We start from the raw sequence: 17,718 nt of genomic DNA, 5'->3' as shown, positions 1-17,718 counted from the left end.
GCCGCCCCTCTTCGTTGCCGGTGGGCGCGCCGTTAAGGTGGGGTCACGACAGAAATGACGAGCCACGGGGGGGCAGTTGTGCCGTCGGACTACATGGACTCCGATCCTGAGGTACTGAAGACCGAGGGATTCCACATGTTCAATGCCGGTGTGGAGTTCTCCAAGGCCGTGCACAAGCTGACGACCGGCCTGACCGCTCTCGAGAAGGGCGACACCCCGCCGTGGGGTGACGACGACATCGGCGAGAAGTTCGGCGTCGTCTACGAAGGCCTGCGCGACGGCATGTACGACTCGATGGGCAGCCTGGCGGAGCGGATCGCCGGCATGGGAGCCGCCCTGGCCAAGATGGGCGTGGCACACGAGCAGAACGAGGCCGCGCAGAACGACATCTGGAAGAAGACGATGGCCGAGTACGACGGTCAGGTGAAGGTTCCGCCCGGGGTCGCGCGCGGCGAGATTCACACCCGATCGACCACCTGATCAGTGGCTGATCTGCGACGGACGTGTGACAGGTCACTCGCGCCAGTAGGGTGAGACGCACACTTCGTTCGCACGTCAGGAAGAGGCCCAGCAGCATGACCGAGGCTACCGAGCCACAGAACAACGAGGTCGGGACTCAGGCCGAGGACACCAAGGCGCGCAAGGAGCGGGAGCGGGACGAGCTGTACGCCCTCGACATCTCCGGGGTCGAGTGGCACTGCGCGCCCGGTACCGAGAAGCACGAGGAGCGCGTCGAGATCGCGTACCTGCCGGAGGGCGCGGTGGCCATGCGGTCGTCCCTGGACCCCGGCACCGTGCTGCGGTACACCGAGGCGGAGTGGCGGGCGTTCGTTCTCGGGGCGCGGGACGGGGAGTTCGATCTGGAGCCGGCTCCGCACAATGGTGGGGTGGTAGCGGAGTAGGGCGGCTTCGGGGGGCGTCGTCGGCGTTCGCGGGCGGCCGACCGCTCGCCCGCGGGGTCGGCACGGCGCCTAAGATCAGGGTCGTACGAGTAGGCGTCCGCGACGGCGGAGGACGGGGACCCATGACCGGCTCGACCGAGGGCTACGCACCGCACCCCCACATAGGCGGCCGGACAGCCGCACTGCGCGCGCTCACCGCATGGCGTGCGACCGCGCCCGGCGCTCCGCGCGTGGTCGTGGTCACCGGCGGCTCCGGCAGCGGGCGTTCGCGGCTGCTCACCGGATTCCTGATGCTCTGCGAGCCGGGGTACCGCAAGCAGATGCCGCTGGACGAGATGGATCCGTCGACGGTGCCGCCGGAGCTGCCGGCCCCGGCCGTCCCCGCCCCCGAGGGGCTGACCGCGGCCCAGGTCCTGTGGCTGCTGGCCGACCACTACGAGCTGAACGCCACCAGCATCGAGGGCGTGTACGCCGAAATGGCCGCACTCGACGAGCCGGTGACCGTCGTCGTACCGGACGTCGACCGTGCCGGACCGGTCCGCGCGGCGGGCGAACCCGCACGGCTGGTACGGGAGGTGCTCGCCCCGCTGGCCGCCACCGAGACGGTCCGGCTGCTGGCCGAGGTACCGCGTCCCCTGGCCGCCGAGCTGGCCGAGGGTCTGCCGCCCGGCACCGTGCAGGTCATCGATCTCGACGAGCCGGAGTGGGCCGACCCCGAGGGTCTGGTGCGCCACGCGCACGCGGCGCTGAACCCGGAGTTCGGAGCACCCGAGCTGCCGTTCACCGTGGACCCCGCGGGCCGCCTCGCCCTGGGAGCGGCCATCGGCCGCCGGGCCGGGAGTCCGCTGGTCGTCCAACTCGCCGTCAACTGCCTCCTGATGGCACCGGAGGGCTTCGACCCGGCCGACGAGAGGTACCTCCCGACGTCCGTCGGTGAGGCCCTGGACCTGCACGCCGGTCGGCTGGGAGCCGATCCGCAGACGCTGCGGCTGCTGCTGGCACCGCTCGCCCTGGCCGAGGCCGACGGCATACCGATCCAGTTGTGGGCACGGCTGGCGAGTGCGGTGGCCGGACGGGACATGAGCCAGGCCATCGCGGACGGGATGCTGCTCGCCGGGCCCTTCGTGCAGCCCGTGGAGCAGGACGCGGAACAGGAAGCGGAACAGGAAGCGGACCAAGCAGAGGGCGAGCAGGGGGACGGCGGACGGACGTTGCTACGGCTATTGCACCCGGCCCTCGGTGACGAGATCCGCGCCGGTCTGCCCCACGTCGCCGCCGCCCAGACCCAGCTCGCGATGGCCCTGCTGGAGGCCGTGCCGGAGCAGGACTGGAGCAAGGCCGACCCCTATGTGCGCGACCACATCGCCGGCCACACCCTGGAAGCCGGGCTGCTCCCCCAACTCCTCACGGATCCGGCCCTGTTCGTCCACGCCGACCCGGTTGCGCTGCGCGCCGCGGTCGAGGCCGTACCGGCCGAGCAGCTGGGCGCACCGGCCCGTACGTACCTCCGTACGGCGCCCCTGCTGACCCGCACCGAGGCGCCCGTCACGCTGCGTGCCGCCCTGTTGGAGGCCACGTTCGTCGAGGACGGTCTGCCCGAGTACGCAGAGGCGATACACCAGCGGCTCGGGCTGGAACTGCCGTGGCAGACGCTGTGGAGTCTGACTCTGCCCGGCGTCAGCGCTGTGACCGTGGGCAGCCTGCCTCGCCCCGACGGATCTGCCACCCCGGTCGCCGTGCTGGTCGTCCCCGCCGGCACACCTGGCGCACGGCCGGTCGGTGCGCCGGGCGAGGAGTCCGGTTCCGCGGTGCTGGTCCATGGCCTCGTACAGCCTGATCACCTCGGTGACGCCGATCCCGAGCAGATTCTTCGTCCGTCGGAGGAGGAACGTGCCGCCGCCCCGCTGGGCCTGAGCCGCGGCGCCGACTACCTGCGCGTCTGGAACCGGGCGGACCAGGAGGTCGTGGCGGCGCTGATCTCCGACACGCCCTTCACCGCGGCCGACCTGTCCCCCGACGGCATCCTCCTCCTCGCCACCGAGCGCGGGGCGAAGGCCCTCCGCATCCGCGCGGCGGGCGCGGGGATAGCCTCGTAGGCATGTACGAGGGCCTTGCGCACACCGTGACGCAGGCCCGCACCCCTTCCCCCTTCCCGTCTCCCGCATCATCCGCCTCACCGCAGACCGACCCACTCGAAGGAGCCTCCCCGTGACCAGCCAGGAGCAGGCGCTCGCCATCGCCGACCGTTGGCTCAATCCGGAAGGCTCGACGGAGCCGCGCCGCGAGGTCCGGATGCAGGAGTTCGACCTGGGCTGGGTCGTGTGGGCGGCACCCGCGGAACCCGAACGTGACCCGGAGACCGGAGCGCGGCGGCCGCCCGCCGAGATCGGCGACGCGTGCGGGGTCGTGGACCGTCGTACCGGCGAGCTGACGGTCTGGCCGTCGGTGCCGGTCGACGAGGTCGTCCGGATGTACCGGCAGAAGCACGGCGGCGCGGCCCAGGGCGCGGGCACGTCCGACGGCGCCGCCCGTCCGGTCACCGGCCCCGGCAACACCGCCGTCTTCACGTACGTCGACCCGGCGAACGGCGAGGAGACCACCCTCTTCCGCACCTCCGCCCCGGGTCTGCCCCCCGCCGAGTACCAGGCGTGGGGGGAGCTGCGGCGGATGAACGTACCCGCCGACAATGTCGTGGCCATCCACACCGACCTGCGCCCCAGCCTGCTCCCCGGCGGATACACGGCCGAGCTCCTCAACACCTTCCCCAACGCCCAGCTCTCCTGCTCGCAGTCCTACGGGGCGCGTCCCGAGGCACGTGCGGAGGGCATCGCGGCGTTGGTCGAGCAGGTCGAGACGATGCACCGGATTGCCGGCCAGCAGGCGCCGCCCCGTCCGCACCGCCTTCCGGTTCCCGCGCAAGTGACGCCCGCGGAGCCGATGCGTGACGTGGCGCTCGGACGGCATCTTGCCGAGGTGTTCGGCGAGGACGGCGTACGCCGCTACGACGCCGACGACATCGCGGGCAGCCCGTTGCCCGAGGCTGCCGGGGCGACGCTCACGTGGGCGGGGCTCCCCGCCGACCTGCCGCTCTTCTTCACCGCGGACCGGACCGACGCGCCTCCGGCCGGCGGCCTGTTCACGGACGTCGCCACGAATCTGCGCGAGCGGCGCAGCCCGGCCGACGAGGAGAAGATCGGCGCCCTGTCGTACCTGGTCCGGATCGGCTTCGACGGCGTCGCGGTCATCGCGGTGCAGTGCCGGCCGGGGACAGGGCAGCCGGACGGTCTCGGTGCGCTGTGGGCCGTGGACCCGGTCACCGCCGCGGCTCGGTACGTGAACGTGTCGGTCGCCGCCTTCGCCCGCTCTCTGGCCCTGCTCGCCGGCGCGCGGCAGCGGGTGCGGGGACTGGACCCGGTCGCGGCCGGTGCGGAAGTGGCGGCGCTGCAGGAGCAGTTGGCGGCCGTGGACGCGTCCGCACTGAGCAACGCGGAGACCTGGTGGTCGCTGGTCGTCGAGCAGATGTGGCACGGGCTGTTCTGACCAAGACACAGCAGAGGCGACAAGGAGAGCGACCCGTGACCTCGGACCACCCGGCACCGCCCACCACCTCCGAGGAGGCTCTCGCCATCGTGCGCGGCCGCTACGCGCAGCCCAAGCTGCCGGACGGCACCCCGGCCGAGCTGCGCGTGGCGGAGTTCGACATCGGATACCTGGTGTACGCGGTGTTCCCACCGGTCACGGATGCCGCCGGGCGGCCTCAGCCCGCTCCGCCCGGCGGCAGCAAGATCGTGGTCGCCAAGGACACCGGCGAGTCCGTCACCGTCCCCAACCACCCCACCGAGGCGGCCATCGCGCTGTACCGGGGGCAGCGCCGGTCGTAACCCGCCGGCGCGTGTGCTCAGTACAGCGAGAACCCGCCGCTGTGCCGCCCCTGGTTCTTCTTCCCGGACTGCGAGTTCTCGCCCTCCGGCCGCCTCGGCTCGGACGTCCCGGAGGAGGGGCCAGCGCCGCCCAGCGGCTCACCGTGCCTGACCTGATCGCGTTCGTCGTCCGACAGCGACTCCCACTGACCGCGCAGGGACGCCATGCCTCCGCCCAGGGCGCGGGACACCGCGGGATCGTCCAGCGCGTCGCGCAGGGCGACGCGGCCGGAGAGCAGTTTCTTGGCCGCCTCCTGCATCTCCTTGCCGGCGCCCTCGGTTTGGGACAGCTTGCGCAGGGCGGAGTTCAGGGAACGGATCTGCTCCGGTTCGAGTGCCTCGTCGAGCACACCGCGTTCCTGCGAAGAGCCGTCCGGGTTGGGTGAGTTCTCGGGCTTCCTGGTCATTCGCTTCTCCTCGACTCTCGACACCTGAAGTATCTCCCGTCACTCATGGGTGCCATGCTGGGCCCCGCTGGAGGAAGTGGAGAAGGATCGAGGAGAAGGACCGCATCGTCATGGCTCGGACGCAAGGCACAGGAAGCGGCACAGGCGTCGACCGTTCCCTCACCGGCCTCGTCGGCCGCGCCTTCGGGCGCCTCGGGCGAGCGGGCGGCCTGGTCTTTCTGATCGCGGGGCTCGCCTTGAGCGGATTCGGTGCGTACGAGGGGGCGTACGCGGCCGGTTGGTCGGGTACACACGGCACCCTGACGGTGCAGCAGTGCGAGGTGAGCTACCCGAGCAACGCCTCCCGCAGCAGCCGTAAGAACCGCCGACCCGTCCGCTGCGAGGGCACCTTCGTCTCCGAGGACGGCAAGGGCACGGACCCCCATGCCGCGGTGCAGGTCAGGCGGCGGTACGCGCAGGGCACCGAGTTGGCTGTGCAGCAGGCGGAGCCACCGTCGGCGGAGGGCGCGGTGGATGCCGATTACGTCCAAGCCGGCATGGACCGGGCCTGGCGCTGGTTCGGTGCCTTCTTCGGTGGCTGGGTCCTCACGGGGCTCGGGGCCTTCTGCCTCGCCACCGGGTTCGCGCCGTTCGGGCGGAGCCGTATCTCGTTCGACGCGGCGTGGGAGGCCGCGGGGCGGGGAGTGACGCGGTCGGTCGTGATCGGGATGATCGGGGTGGGGCTCGTCGGCGCCGGGGTGTCGTTCCTGGTCAGTTACTTCTTCTGACCGGTTCCCACACATTTCACCCCCGGTGGGCGCCCGGCTGATGCCGGAGGGTAGCGTGCGCCCGTCAACTTCGCGTTGATCTCCATCCGTTCAGCCAACCACGGGGTCTTCCAAGCATGTCCACGCCTCCGCCGCAGTACCAGAACCAACCGCCGTACGGGCAGCCTCAGCAGCCGTACGGATACCCGCAGCAGCCTCAGGCTCCGTACGGACATCCGCAGCAGCCGCAGCCTCCCCGCGGGCCTCAGCGACCGCAGCCGGCAGGTCTGTTGCGGGCGCTGAAGTCGGCTGTCATCGTCATCGCGGTGTTCGGCGCCCTGGGCTACTGGGTCTGGGACTACAACACCAGCCCCACCGGCGGCAAGGCCAAGGCAGAGGCTTCGGCGTCGGCGGCGGCCGAGGAGGCCAAGAAGCACGAGCCGGAGATCGGCGACTGCGTCAAGGTCGCGGACCCCGACGGCGACCCGGTGCCGACAGTGGTCGACTGTGACTCCGCCGAGGCCGAGTACAAGTTGGGTGAGTGGATGCCCGGCAAGGGCAGGGAGTGCGGGTCGGAGTACGACTACGGGATTCAGTACCGCAACACCGGCCACAGGTCCAGCTACACGTTGTGCTTCACCAAGGTCTGATCCGGCCTTCGGCTCGCTGACCAGAACTCCATCGAGTCAGGACAGCGCATCCGCCAGGGACGCGCCCGCCGCCGCGAAAATGATCGCCATCATGGCCAGGCGGGTGCGTCCGCGCCGCGCCAACTCCACGCTGAGACCGGCAGCAGCCAGGCTCAAGCCGTACACCACGGTTCCCACAACCGCCTGCGTACCGCTTCTGAGATGCCCCACGATCACCATGAGGCAGACCAGCGCCACCAACGCCCCGGCGGCCATGAGCCCACCGCGGGCGCTCCGTGCCTGCCGCGACCGCTGTCTCGCGAACCCCGGGTCCGCTTGCCCTTGGAATCTCGCCGTGAGCTCATTCGCGCCGGGCGGGACGAGATCGCCCTCGTCGCCTCGCGCCTGCGTGTGTACCAGTTCCCCGCCGCGTTCCCGGCCGTGCGTCGTCATGAGGAGGGAGCGTAGGTCAATTCGCTAAGCTCACGCACCATGTTGCCTTCGCACACGCCCTCCCCCGCACCTGATGCCACGGTCATACGGACCGGCCGCCGCGGCGCCACGACCGGGCTCCCCTGCTCCGTCCTGCTCATCGCGCTGGGCGCGGTCGGCGTCTTCGGCGCTGTCGTGGTTGCTAGCGGGAACCAGAACGGGGCGTCCAACCCGGCAGGGTATGCGGGCCTCGTGTTCATGTTGCTGCTCGGTGCGCTCGGCCTGTTCCTCTTCCTCGCCAACTGGGCGAACCGCCGCGCCCGGATCCTCGTCGACGCCACTGGCCTGTGGGTCGAGAACGGGCAACGTCGGAACGTCATCCCCTGGCAAGGCCTTGCCGGAGTCGGCCTGTACTGGAGCAGGTTCGGCAAGAGCCAGACGGTCTACTCCCTGGAGCTGTTCCCCGCCGGTCCCATCGACCGGGACGACCCCGTCCTGTGGACTCTGGTCCGCGACGAGGAGCCGTTGCACCCCGACCTTCCCCGTCTGCGGCACCGCCTCCCCTTCCCCGCCCCCTGCCGACAGGAGTTGGTCTCGGCGGTCCAGCAGTACGTTCCACACATCTGGCTCGGCGAGTCGGAGCGCGCCGAGGGCCACGTCGGACGACCTGACATCAAGGGACACCGAGAGCGCACTCAGGGCCGTACGCGGTGAACGGCCGGTCTCGTGGCGCACGGCTCCGGACAACGGCGTCTGCCTGCTACGCACTTGTGACAGCGAACACCTGAAGTCATCGGCAGGTGAGTCCGTAGACTTTGCGGACGGCTGTACTCCAGTGTGATTTCCCTTGGCTGGTGAGGGATGTGTACGGCCGTGCTGTCTGACGGGGGTGCTTTCTGCTGTGGCGATGATGTTGCCGGACGAGCTCGAGTGGGTTCTCGAGATGCTGGGCTACAAGTGGCCCACGGCCAACGAGGACAAGCTCAGGGACTGCGCCACCGTGTGGCGGGAGTTCGGCGAGAAGGTCAACGAGCTCCACACCACGGCGAACGGCGCCGCGCGGCAGGTCACCGCCCACAACGCCGGTGAATCGATCGACAAGTTCACCAAGACGTACGAGAAGTTCGACGGTGGCGGCGGCAACGACGGCTACCTCCGCAGCGCAGCCGAGGCCGCGTTCCTCATCGCGAACGTGCTGGAGGCCTGCGCCTACCTCGTCGAGTTCGCCAAATGGGCGGTCATCGCCCAGCTCATCGCCCTGGCGATCGAGATCATCGCCGCCCACGCCGCCGCACCCTTCACCTTCGGCCTGTCCGAGGTCGCCGGCCTCGGCGCCACCCAGATCACCCGCCTGATCGTCCGACGCCTCCTCGACGAGCTCAAACAAGCCATGATCGAGGCGCTCATCGAGACGATGAAGGAACCCGCGATCTCGGCGATCGAGGCGATCATCACCGACCTCATCCGCCAGACCGTGAACGTCGGCTTCGGCGCCCAGGAAGGCTACGACGTCGGCGCCACCCTCAAGGCCGGCGGCGAGGCAGGCCTCGACGCCCTCAAGCAGAGCCCCCAGACCTTCGCGGAAGGCGTGCGCGACAGCCTGGGCCAGAAGGCCGGCAGCCGGGCCCGGCACGCGGTGGACAGCCGGATCGACGGGTACGACGGGCCGTCGGGGGGTGACATCGGCAGCGACTCCGGGCCGGGGAGTTCCAACTCGTCTTCCTCTGACTCGTCTTCGTCTGACTCCTCTTCCTCGGACTCTTCGTCCTCCGACTCCTCTTCCTCCAACTCTTCGTCCTCCGACTCGAGTTCGTCGGGGTCGGACTCCTCCACCTCGACGCGCACGGGCAACGGCAACATCCCCGGGGCGAACATAGGCAGCGGCATATCCGCCGACACAGGCGGCGCCGACATCCCCACCCCCAATATCGGCGCAGGCCCCGACTCCGGCCCCGGGTCGGGCTCCGATTCCGGGAACTCGTCCTCCTCGGACAGCCCGTACTCGCGGCCGACGCCCTCTTCAGGGCCGTCCCTGTCGGACTTCGACGCCCCCTCACCCGGCGGCCCCTCGTCCAACGGCTCCGACTCCAACGGCTCGTCCAGCACACCAAGCACGTCCGGCCCCTCGCACTCCGGCGGCTCCCCCGTATCCGGCCTGTCGTCCCCGAGCGCGCAGTCCGCGCCCTCGTCCGGGTCCGCGTCGTCCGGCGGTACGTCGTCCTCGCCCGGGGGCGGCTCGATCGGCACCCAGATCGACGGCCTGGCCGCCAGCGCTCCCACACAGTCCAACGCGGCACCGACGCCGACGACTGCCGACCCCTCTCCCTCCAGTTCCGGCGGCCGTTCGGACGGCGGCTCGGCCATGCCGACGTCGCCCACGGCGCCTTCTACCGGAGGGCCGGCTCCGGGTGGGCACCACAGCCCGGGTGCTTCCGGCAGCGTCGGCAACCCGTCCGCGACGAGCCCGAATCCCAACTCCGGTCCGGCGAGGAATCCTTCCGCCAGTACCCCTGGTACGCCCTCCGCCCCGGGGACGGGGCCTGCCTCCACTCCGAGCCCTACATCTCCTACGACGCCTCGGAGTACGCCTGCTTCGACGCCGGACGGGCGAGCTCCGGGTGCGGGGGACGGCCGTACGCCGGGTACGCAGGGCACGCCGGATGGTCGAATACCGGCACAGCGACCCGGGAGTACGACCCCGGGCGACGGCAGCACGCCGCGGAACACCCCCGGTACGACGCCCGGCGACCGCACTCCGCCGCGCACCCCTGGGACGGCCACGCCGGGGGACGGCACCACGCCGCGCAACAACCCCGGGAGCACGACCCCTAACGACGGCAGCACCTCCCGCAACAACCCCGGGACAACGCCGGGCGACCGCACTCCGCCCCGCAACAACCCAGGGACCACAACCCCGGGAGACGGCACCACGCCCCGCAACACCGCGGACTCGACCGGCGGCAGCCGTACCCACACCCCGGGCAACGACCCGAGGACGAGCACACCGAACCAGACCCCGGCCCAGTCGACTCCCCCCAGGACCGCGTCGCCGTCCACCAGCACCCCCACGTCGACGCCCTCCACCTCGACCGGCACCGGACCCGAGCGCGCCTCGACACCGAGCAACAGTCCGCACTCGTCGACCCAGCCCGGCCCCACCAGCAACCCCACGACTCAGGGCACGCCCGGCACTCCGAACCAACCGACCCCCGGCGCCACCCCCAACAGGCCACCCCACCAGCCCGCGGGCAGCACGCCGAACACCCCGAACCAGCCGGGCGCGCAGCCCAACACCCAACAGCCCCCGGCGAACACCCCGAACCAACAGCAGCAGCCTCAGGTCATCCCGGTACCGGTCCACCACGTGGTCACGACGCCGACCAACCAGCCCCAGCAGTCCGCCCCACAGACCCCGGACTCCACCCCTAACAACAGCAATCAGCAGAACTCCTCGGACAACCCGAGGCCGAAGGAGACCCCAACCCCGGCTTCGGAAACCCGCAACACCAACCCGCCGGGCGGTGTCACCGACCCCACCCGCGCCGAGCAGGACGCCCTGGAGAACTCGGTCCCCCGAGACGAGAACGGCGACCCGACCCGACCGCCGAACCCGGCGGACGGCCGCTGGGTCGAGCGCATCAACGGCGACGGACGGGATGCCCCCGGCCGCAACAACAACTGTGTCGACGTGGCCCTGTCCACGGTGGACACCTACGCAGGCAACCCCACAGCAGCGGCCAGCCGGACACCCGATCTGGACGCCGACGGCAACCCGTCGGACCGCGGCGAGAAGGGCGGCCGCGACCGCATCGAGAACACGCTGGGTGCCCGCTTCAGCGACATGGGCAACGGGCGCGACGCCTTCAACCGCCTGGAGAACACCCTCCGCAACAGCGGGCACGGCTCACAGGCCGTGATCATCACGCAGGACGCCAATGGGCGGGCGCATGCCTGGAACGCCGTCAACCACAACGGCAAGATCACGTACATCGATGCGCAGACGGGGCAGCAGAGTTCGAAGCCGCTGCACAGTGGGGACAACGGGGTCTTTGCGATTCCGCTGGACTCGAACCGGCAGCCGGTGCCGCCGAACCGGCCCGGTGCCACCGACTCCAACAGCGCTGGTGCCAACCGCAGCAACCCTCGAACCACCCCGGAATCGTCTGCCGACACAGCGCGGAGACCAGCTGCCGAACCGGCCGGGCAGCCATCCAACGGCCAGAATGCAGACGGCAAGGACCCGAACGACAAGAACAACAAGGCCGACAGCGACGACAAGGACGGCCAGGACAAGAAGGCCGGACTCGAACCACACCCCGACGACTCTCACCCACGTCTGGACCGCGAGTTCGGCGACAAAAAGGAGCAACAGGGCAACCTGGACCCGGACGATTCGCAGCAGCGCGTCCGCCAGACCAATCCTGTTTTCCGGCTGCAGCAGGGCCACGTCGACCAACAGCTGCGGGACTGGGCCCAGAACGGTCAGCTCGCTCATGTCCTGAATGTGGCCGCGGGTTCCGAGTCGGACCCCAATGCCTCCCCGGATCGACCGCGTACCTTCACGTCCGATGGATTGAACAAGGCCCTGCCCGGATTCGAGTCCCTGAACCGGGGCGAGAAAATGCTGGTCATCTCCACATTGGCTCGTCTCAGCCAATCGGCTCACGAGCAGTACGGCGTGAACAGCAACCCGATGGACAACGGCAAGGAGTCCGAAGGCGCCGCCAAGCACAAGACCCCCGGCGAGCGCGTGAGAAAGTTGATGACAAAGCTCGGGGTTCCGGAGACACACACACCGGACCTGACTCAACGAAACTTCGCAGTAGTCGAGTTGCAGCGGGACGACGGCACCATCGAATACGTGACGGACTCGTCGTTCCCAAGCCGGTCAGGGGTTACCGGTCTACATTCGGAACGGCACATCGCGGACTGGATCGACGACGTCAACAAGGCCAATGAGGGCACAGGGCGCAACTACACGATCTCCGCCCTGTATACCGAACGCGAGCCGTGTGGTGACAAGAAGGGCGGACTCGGGAGTTCCAACTGCTCGAATCTGCTGGGTGAGCGTCTCGCCGGTGCGCCTGTGTACTACAGCACCACATACCGGGCCGACCCAGCGGATCAGCAGCGATCCGAACTCACCAGGGAACTCCAGAAACAGCGCCGGGCAGAACTCGGGTTGGACCCGAGAGCCGCTCTTCCCGATGACGAAAAGAAAAAGATCACGGCTCAGGTCAAGAAGCAATTCCCAGTTACCGCCAATGAGAAGGCCCGCGATCGAGAGATGGTCAGACATGTCAGGAAGGTCGAAGCGCTCTGGAAGGGGATCGCACCGCAGCTAAAGTAGGCCCCTAGCCCGCCCTGTGTGAACACACCGAAAGTCAGCAGATTCAGCGATGAGCCGTCAGACACCCACCCCTTCGCCCATGTCACCCGGACAAGCCCTGGCCGAGCTCCTGGAGTGGTCGGACAGCGGGACCCAGCGAGTGGCCGAGCTGACCGGCCCTCCTGGGTCCGGACGGACAGAGACACTGCTGCGGCTGAGTGAGGCCCGAGGCGAGGCGGTGCTCGTGGATGCCACCGGGCTGACCTGTGAGGACCTCATCGATCGGGTCATGACTGCTGCTGGGTTCACCGCTCTGCCGGAGAAGCGGGCGGACTGGGGATTCGAGCTTGAAGACTCCCCGCTCGGTGGCGGGCTGGTCATCATCGTCAATGCCCACCGTGCGGGCCGTACTCGGCGCTCCACGGAGCCAGAGCGCATGGTGCACCGCTTCACCGGTGAACTGGCCGTTGGCGGCGGTCTCAAGGTCGTGATCGAACGGGATCTGCCGGATGTCCGGTTGGCACACGATCACTTGGTCGTGGCACTGCAACCGAGCAGTTCCGAAGAGGCTGTGGGGCACCTGTCCGACGGCACGGACACCGAAGCGTTGCGTGCACTCGCACTGGCCGAGGTCCGTCGTGCTCCCTTGCCTGTGTGGACCGCCCTCGCCCAGGCGCTGGGGTCCTATGTAGGCCGGTCTCTGGATGTCGCCACAACGCTGGAGGCTTCTGGCGAGCTACTGGAGGTGGACGGCGACGGCTGGGTCCGCTTCCGTGATGAGCGGCACGCCGAAACGCTGCGTCTGACCACCGATGCCGAGGTCGTACGAGCCGTGAATGTGGAGCTGGTCGCATGGCTGCGCGATCAGCCCGCGGCAGCGACGACCGGCCAGTACCTGACACAAGGACTGGCGATGCACGCCGTGCAGGCCGGCGAGTTCGACTCCGTTCAGCGCTCCGGCCGGCTCGTTGCCCATATCGATCAAGTCGCCCTGATCGACGCGGCCCACGCCGACGACTCGTATGTCGTGAACGGTGCGTCCCCGGCCGGGGACGCGGTCAACTTGTGGATGTGCGGCGTCGATTCCCTGCCCCAGGGTGAATGGGCATCGTGGCTGCACCTGATGAGTACGGTGCGTGGCGATACGGAGACCGCGGCCCAGATCGCCTCGTCCGGCCAGCCGCTGCCGTGGCAGGTGCGCTGGGCCCATTGGCGGCCGCCGGGTGCCCTGAACGCCGCGTACGTTCGGCCCGGTCCACTGGGAGACCCGGTCATCGCCCCTGAGGACTACCTCCCTGGCCGGCACGCCGTTTGCGCTCCGGGGGAATGGGACGAGCGATACCGCGTCTGGGACGCCGAAACCGGCGAGGAGCTGGCCGGCCCCTGGCCGGAGGCGATGCCGGCACCGGGGCGGCGCGAGCCGCTCTGGCTCACCGACATGGAACGCAACGTCACACCCGACTGGGACGATCTGACCGTGTTCGACACCCTGGAACCCCCCTTCGTGTCGGATCAGGTGAGGGTCGGCGACCTCCTGGTCGTGACGGGGCTCGGCGGCATTTTCGCGGTCGAGCTCCACGACCCCGCCGTCAGTCCGCGCCTCAGCAAGGTGCACGGGGAGCCGCTCTTCGACGACTCCGGTTTCCTCCCCGCACTGCACCGCGGGACAGCACAGCGCCGAGGCTCGTACGACCCCGACCTCTTCGAACCGGGCGTCGTACGTCGCCTGCCCACCGGCCTGCTGCCCGAGGGGGTGACGGACGCCGAGGCACGCCGCGTTCTCACGGACGTCGGACTGCCCGCCTTCGAAGGCGCCGCAATCCGGCTCGAGGCTCTGGACGAAGTGGGTCTGTCCCCGCTCGCCCCCGGCGACCTGTCGGCAGACGCCGTCCCAGGCGCGTACTACAAGATCGGTACGTGGGGTGCCGGCGACCTGGTCCTGCACGGCGGAACGGGGCAGGTCGTCCTGTTCGGTGCGGACGACTGGAGCAGCGCAGAAGACGACTTCGACGCCTACTTCGACGACGAGCCCGACGACGGCGGAGGGCCCGACGACGGCGGAGAGCAGGAAACCAGCGCCGTGTTGATCGCCGGCAGCCTGGCCGCGTTCATCGACCTGCTCCAGCACTACCTTGTGGCCCGGTGCATGCTGGCCGCGGCGGGGAGCCGTACCGAGCGCGTCGCGATCAGAGACGATCTGGAGGACGCGCTGCCCGACCTCGACGACGCAGACACAGACGCCACTTTCTGGACTGCTGCACTGCGAACCACCGACTGACCGTGGGCGGCCACACTTGCTGTGCTGCGTTCCTTGGCCGCGTGGCGCATGGTGTGGCCAGCCGCCGACGGTCGTCATACCTGATGTCGACCGAGCCGGGACACTCCGGGGTCTCGGCGAACCGGCCCGAGTCGTGAGGGACGCGCTCAGTCCGCTGACCGCGGTCGATACCGTTCGGCTTCTCGCCGAAGTGCCGCCGTCAGCTCGTCGCCGATCTGACCGCGGGGCTCCCGAGAGACCTAGTGCAGGTCATCGATCTGAACGAGCCTGAATGGGCCGGCCCCAGCGTGGTTGTACGGCATGCGGAAGCAGCCTTGAACCCCCGGTTCGGCGCCCCTGAGCTGTCCTTCACCGAGGATCCCGAGATTGCCTCGAACCGGCCGAGGCGATCGGCCGCCGGGCCGGGGGCAGCCATCTGATGGCCGAACTCGCCGTGCAGTGCCTCCTCATAGCGCCCGGCCGGTTCGCCTCCGGCGGGTTCGGCCCCGTCTACCCGACCACTCCGAACCGCACTTGGGTGGCTGGATTGAGCGCCTCAAACGAGGACCGCGCCGCCAAAGGGCAGGATCCGCTCGTTTCCGCGCACCTTTACACGGAGCGGGAGCCGCGTGGCCAGCCTTCCGAGTCGAACGGGCACGCGGACTGCGGAGGCTATATTCGCGTCTATCTGCCAGAGGAGATGGGGACGACCTACGCCACGGCTTGCCGAAAGGGCGAACAGGTCGAACCGTTCAGCGATCCGCGCGAGGGAGCAGACACTCCGGTGCAGGCCATGGAAGCCGATCTCCAGGATCACTTGAACAAGGTCGCCGACATTCTCAAGGCACGCCTTGCCGATGCCAAAGAGCCTTGCGTAGAAAAGACCTGACGGCAGGAAAGGCCTGACGCATGAGTACCACCCCGAACCCGGATGAAGTCACGGCAGAACTCGCGCTGAACCGTGCGCTGCAGTGGATCGACCGGCCTCGCGAAACCAGTGCCTGGCTGTGGATCGGCGGGCGCGCGGGCAGCGGCAGAACGGCGCTGCTGCGCGAGGTCGTTGCCCGCCACCCGGGCGCGGCTTACGTCGACGGCGCCGGCAAGTCCGCCGAGGAGGTGGCCCGGGAGGTGGCGACGACCCTTGGCGTCGCCGCCGCCCTGGACACCTTCAAGGGCGACATCGCCGCCGTGGCCCGCCGGATCAGCGACGACCCCGTGGTCGTGCTCGCGAACACGCAGTGGGCGGGCCGACTGCGCACCTCGCGCGAACCGCAGCGTGTGGTCGAACGGGTGGCACGGGCGCTGATCACGTTCCATCCGCGCGGGCTGCGGATGCGCCTGCTGGTCGAGGTCGACGATGCCCCGGGCAGGGCCGACGAGTTGGGCGGACGGCATCTGACCCTGCAGGGGGGCTTCGAAAGCATGCCCGCCCTCGCGGAGCCGAACGAGGATGCGAACCTGTCGTCCGCCCTCGATGCGCTGGCGTTGGCCGAGCACCGCTTCGTTCCCAGCCCCGTGTGGTCCCTTCTCTGCTCCGCCCTCGGCCAAGACATCCCCCAGTCCCGGCTGGAGTCTCTGCTCGACGACCCGGTGGCCGGGGATTGGATCCACCGGACGGACGACGGGACCGGCACCCCCCTCATCTCCTTCAAGCAGGAGGCAGCGGCCCGGCAACTGCGTACGCAGATGCCCGCCGAGCAGGCCAGGTCCTGGCACGCGCACGCAGTCACCGCAATGTCGGCCGCAGACTCCCCAGAAGCCACACGCTGGTACGCCGCGCGCGCCCTGGCCGGTCACGCAGCGGCAGCCGGCCGGTTCAACGCGTTTCTCGAGGACACGCCAGCGGTCACCGGGGTCGGTCACGAGTCGCTCTTCGAAGGGTTCGAGGCCGCGTTCCACGCACGGCCCATCCCGCAGGGAACCGCCGGGGCCCGTCTCCATTACATGGCGCGCCGTGGCGTTCAGCCGTCGTCCCAGGGCGAGTGGCTGGCGCTGTTGCACCTGACCCTGATGCAGGCCGAGCCAACGGAGGAAGCAGCCGCCGACCGGCTCCTGGCAGCGGCCGGCCCCGTCACCCTGCCCTGGCGAACCCTCTGGGCCGAAGGCGTCGGTGCCGGCGTGTTCAGCACGGACGAAGTGGTCAGCCGCCCGATCCTCCGGACGCTCCAGATCGTGCACACCCCGACCGGCGATGTGGTCACAGCCCGCACGCGCCGCGAACACATCGGCACGTGGGACCTGGCCACGGGCGCGCCCCGCCCCGAACCCGATGAGGCCGCGGACACCTCCGACACGACGCGCGCGGACCAGGGGCCCAAGGGGTGGCGCCCCGCCGGAGCCCTCAGCGGGGAAGTGGATCTGCCCCGTATGCCCGAGTATGCCCTTCGGGGAACGCGCTCGGGCCATCACATCGCTCTGGCCACCATGGACGGGGTGTGTGTGGTCGAGATCAACCAGAGCGCCGGACACGAGGACGCACCAGGCCTCCTCAAGTGCCTGGTGGGCACCGACACGACGCTTGCTCGGGCCGACCTGCCCGCCCAGGCCCTGGCCCCCACGACCGATTGACTGACGGACATCTTCGGATCCGCGGCGGTCAAGCGGTTCCCGCAGGAGACCCTGCCGGCCGCCCTCTCCGACAGCGACACACGCGCCTTCCTCTCCGACGTCGGCTTCCCCTGTGTCACCGGCCGCCTCCTCGAACTCGACACCACCGACCTCCAGCACACGGGCCTGCACCCCGTTGCCGAACCCTTCGGCAAACCCGACGAGACCGACTCCACGTACTTCTACCTCGGCAGCTGGCAAGGCGCGCGACTCCTCCTCAACGGCCGTGACGGGCGTGTGCTGCAGGATGGCTGGTCGGGGATCGAGGACGAGCTGGCCGGAAGCAGTCTCGCCCAGTTCGTCGCAATGGTCCGCCTCTACTTCTGGTGGCGCGCCTCCTGGTGGTCGATCGAGGACACGGAGTCGGACCTACGCCACTGGCTGAACCTCATCGATCCCCAGGCCTACGAAACACAGGGCTGGCAAAGGGTCTTCGAGGACTACAACTTCGACGACCGGGTCTGACGGACCGGGCCCGGTTACTCGGCG

At 69.6% G+C, this 17,718-nt stretch carries 17 protein-coding genes; 13 read left to right on the top strand and 4 right to left on the bottom strand.

All coding sequences use genetic code 11. From position 1 onward, the window contains the following. The first annotated feature begins 93 nt into the window (after positions 1 to 93). The 5 genes from AB5J49_RS34530 to AB5J49_RS34510 all read left to right on the top strand — a co-directional run bounded on the left by AB5J49_RS34530 (position 94) and on the right by AB5J49_RS34510 (position 4,783). Positions 94 to 480, top strand: coding sequence for a hypothetical protein (locus tag AB5J49_RS34530; RefSeq protein WP_369172773.1), 387 nt, complete (start codon positions 94 to 96; stop codon positions 478 to 480). Positions 481 to 575: 95 nt separating this feature from the next. Next, positions 576 to 902: a DUF397 domain-containing protein gene (locus AB5J49_RS34525; protein ID WP_369172772.1), complete on the top strand. Its 327-nt coding sequence runs from the start codon at positions 576 to 578 to the stop codon at positions 900 to 902. A gap of 122 nt (positions 903 to 1,024) precedes the next feature. Continuing rightward, positions 1,025 to 2,998 carry an ATP-binding protein gene (locus AB5J49_RS34520; protein ID WP_369172771.1) on the top strand — a complete coding sequence of 658 codons (1,974 nt, stop codon included), beginning with the start codon at positions 1,025 to 1,027 and terminating at the stop codon, positions 2,996 to 2,998. Positions 2,999 to 3,110: 112 nt separating this feature from the next. Then, entirely contained in the window at positions 3,111 to 4,442 is a 1,332-nt protein-coding gene (locus AB5J49_RS34515) for an SUKH-4 family immunity protein (protein WP_369172770.1), read from the top strand. Between the two features lie 35 nt (positions 4,443 to 4,477). Next, positions 4,478 to 4,783 carry a hypothetical protein gene (locus tag AB5J49_RS34510; RefSeq protein WP_369172769.1) on the top strand — a complete coding sequence of 102 codons (306 nt, stop codon included), beginning with the start codon at positions 4,478 to 4,480 and terminating at the stop codon, positions 4,781 to 4,783. A gap of 17 nt (positions 4,784 to 4,800) precedes the next feature. Here the strand turns inward: AB5J49_RS34510 and AB5J49_RS34505 are convergent, their stop codons facing one another. After that, positions 4,801 to 5,229 carry a hypothetical protein gene (locus AB5J49_RS34505; protein WP_369172768.1) on the bottom strand — a complete coding sequence of 143 codons (429 nt, stop codon included), beginning with the start codon at positions 5,227 to 5,229 and terminating at the stop codon, positions 4,801 to 4,803. A 110-nt stretch (positions 5,230 to 5,339) separates the two neighbouring features. Between AB5J49_RS34505 and AB5J49_RS34500 the strand changes: the two genes are divergently transcribed. Together AB5J49_RS34500 and AB5J49_RS34495 are read left to right on the top strand one after the other, a co-directional pair. Then, positions 5,340 to 5,996, top strand: a complete 657-nt coding sequence (locus AB5J49_RS34500; RefSeq protein ID WP_369172767.1) for a hypothetical protein — start codon at positions 5,340 to 5,342, stop codon at positions 5,994 to 5,996. 116 nt (positions 5,997 to 6,112) lie between these two features. Next, positions 6,113 to 6,625 carry a hypothetical protein gene (locus AB5J49_RS34495; protein WP_369172766.1) on the top strand — a complete coding sequence of 171 codons (513 nt, stop codon included), beginning with the start codon at positions 6,113 to 6,115 and terminating at the stop codon, positions 6,623 to 6,625. A 36-nt stretch (positions 6,626 to 6,661) separates the two neighbouring features. On the opposite strand, the gene AB5J49_RS34490 is transcribed toward AB5J49_RS34495, so the two are convergent. Further along, positions 6,662 to 6,880, bottom strand: a complete 219-nt coding sequence (locus AB5J49_RS34490) for a hypothetical protein (protein WP_274244035.1) — start codon at positions 6,878 to 6,880, stop codon at positions 6,662 to 6,664. A gap of 216 nt (positions 6,881 to 7,096) precedes the next feature. Here AB5J49_RS34490 and AB5J49_RS34485 point away from each other — a divergent pair, with 216 nt between their 5' ends. Further along, positions 7,097 to 7,750, top strand: coding sequence for a hypothetical protein (locus AB5J49_RS34485; RefSeq protein ID WP_369172765.1), 654 nt, complete (start codon positions 7,097 to 7,099; stop codon positions 7,748 to 7,750). 76 nt (positions 7,751 to 7,826) lie between these two features. Here AB5J49_RS34485 and AB5J49_RS34480 read toward each other — a convergent pair whose 3' ends face one another. Next, positions 7,827 to 8,423: a hypothetical protein gene (locus AB5J49_RS34480; protein ID WP_369172764.1), complete on the bottom strand. Its 597-nt coding sequence runs from the start codon at positions 8,421 to 8,423 to the stop codon at positions 7,827 to 7,829. Between the two features lie 116 nt (positions 8,424 to 8,539). Next, positions 8,540 to 9,415 carry a hypothetical protein gene (locus AB5J49_RS34475; RefSeq protein ID WP_369172763.1) on the bottom strand — a complete coding sequence of 292 codons (876 nt, stop codon included), beginning with the start codon at positions 9,413 to 9,415 and terminating at the stop codon, positions 8,540 to 8,542. A gap of 985 nt (positions 9,416 to 10,400) precedes the next feature. Here AB5J49_RS34475 and AB5J49_RS34470 point away from each other — a divergent pair. From AB5J49_RS34470 to AB5J49_RS34450, 5 genes are all read left to right on the top strand, one after another. Then, positions 10,401 to 12,386 carry a toxin glutamine deamidase domain-containing protein gene (locus tag AB5J49_RS34470; RefSeq protein ID WP_369172762.1) on the top strand — a complete coding sequence of 662 codons (1,986 nt, stop codon included), beginning with the start codon at positions 10,401 to 10,403 and terminating at the stop codon, positions 12,384 to 12,386. A gap of 79 nt (positions 12,387 to 12,465) precedes the next feature. Continuing rightward, on the top strand, positions 12,466 to 14,643 hold the full coding sequence (locus tag AB5J49_RS34465; protein ID WP_369172761.1) for an SUKH-4 family immunity protein: 2,178 nt from the start codon (positions 12,466 to 12,468) through the stop codon (positions 14,641 to 14,643). A gap of 418 nt (positions 14,644 to 15,061) precedes the next feature. After that, the gene (locus AB5J49_RS34460; protein WP_369172760.1) at positions 15,062 to 15,511 is read left to right on the top strand and encodes a hypothetical protein; all 450 of its coding nucleotides are present in this window, start codon (positions 15,062 to 15,064) and stop codon (positions 15,509 to 15,511) included. Between the two features lie 20 nt (positions 15,512 to 15,531). After that, positions 15,532 to 17,190, top strand: a complete 1,659-nt coding sequence (locus AB5J49_RS34455) for a hypothetical protein (RefSeq protein WP_369172759.1) — start codon at positions 15,532 to 15,534, stop codon at positions 17,188 to 17,190. After that, a complete protein-coding gene (locus AB5J49_RS34450; protein WP_369175357.1) occupies positions 17,191 to 17,694 on the top strand; it encodes an SUKH-4 family immunity protein in 504 nt (167 codons plus the stop codon). Positions 17,695 to 17,718 lie beyond the last annotated feature (24 nt).

This window comes from Streptomyces sp. R28 (assembly GCF_041052385.1).
In the GTDB taxonomy this organism is placed as follows: Bacteria; Actinomycetota; Actinomycetes; order Streptomycetales; family Streptomycetaceae; genus Streptomyces.
This window is presented reverse-complemented; position numbering and strand designations above follow the sequence as displayed.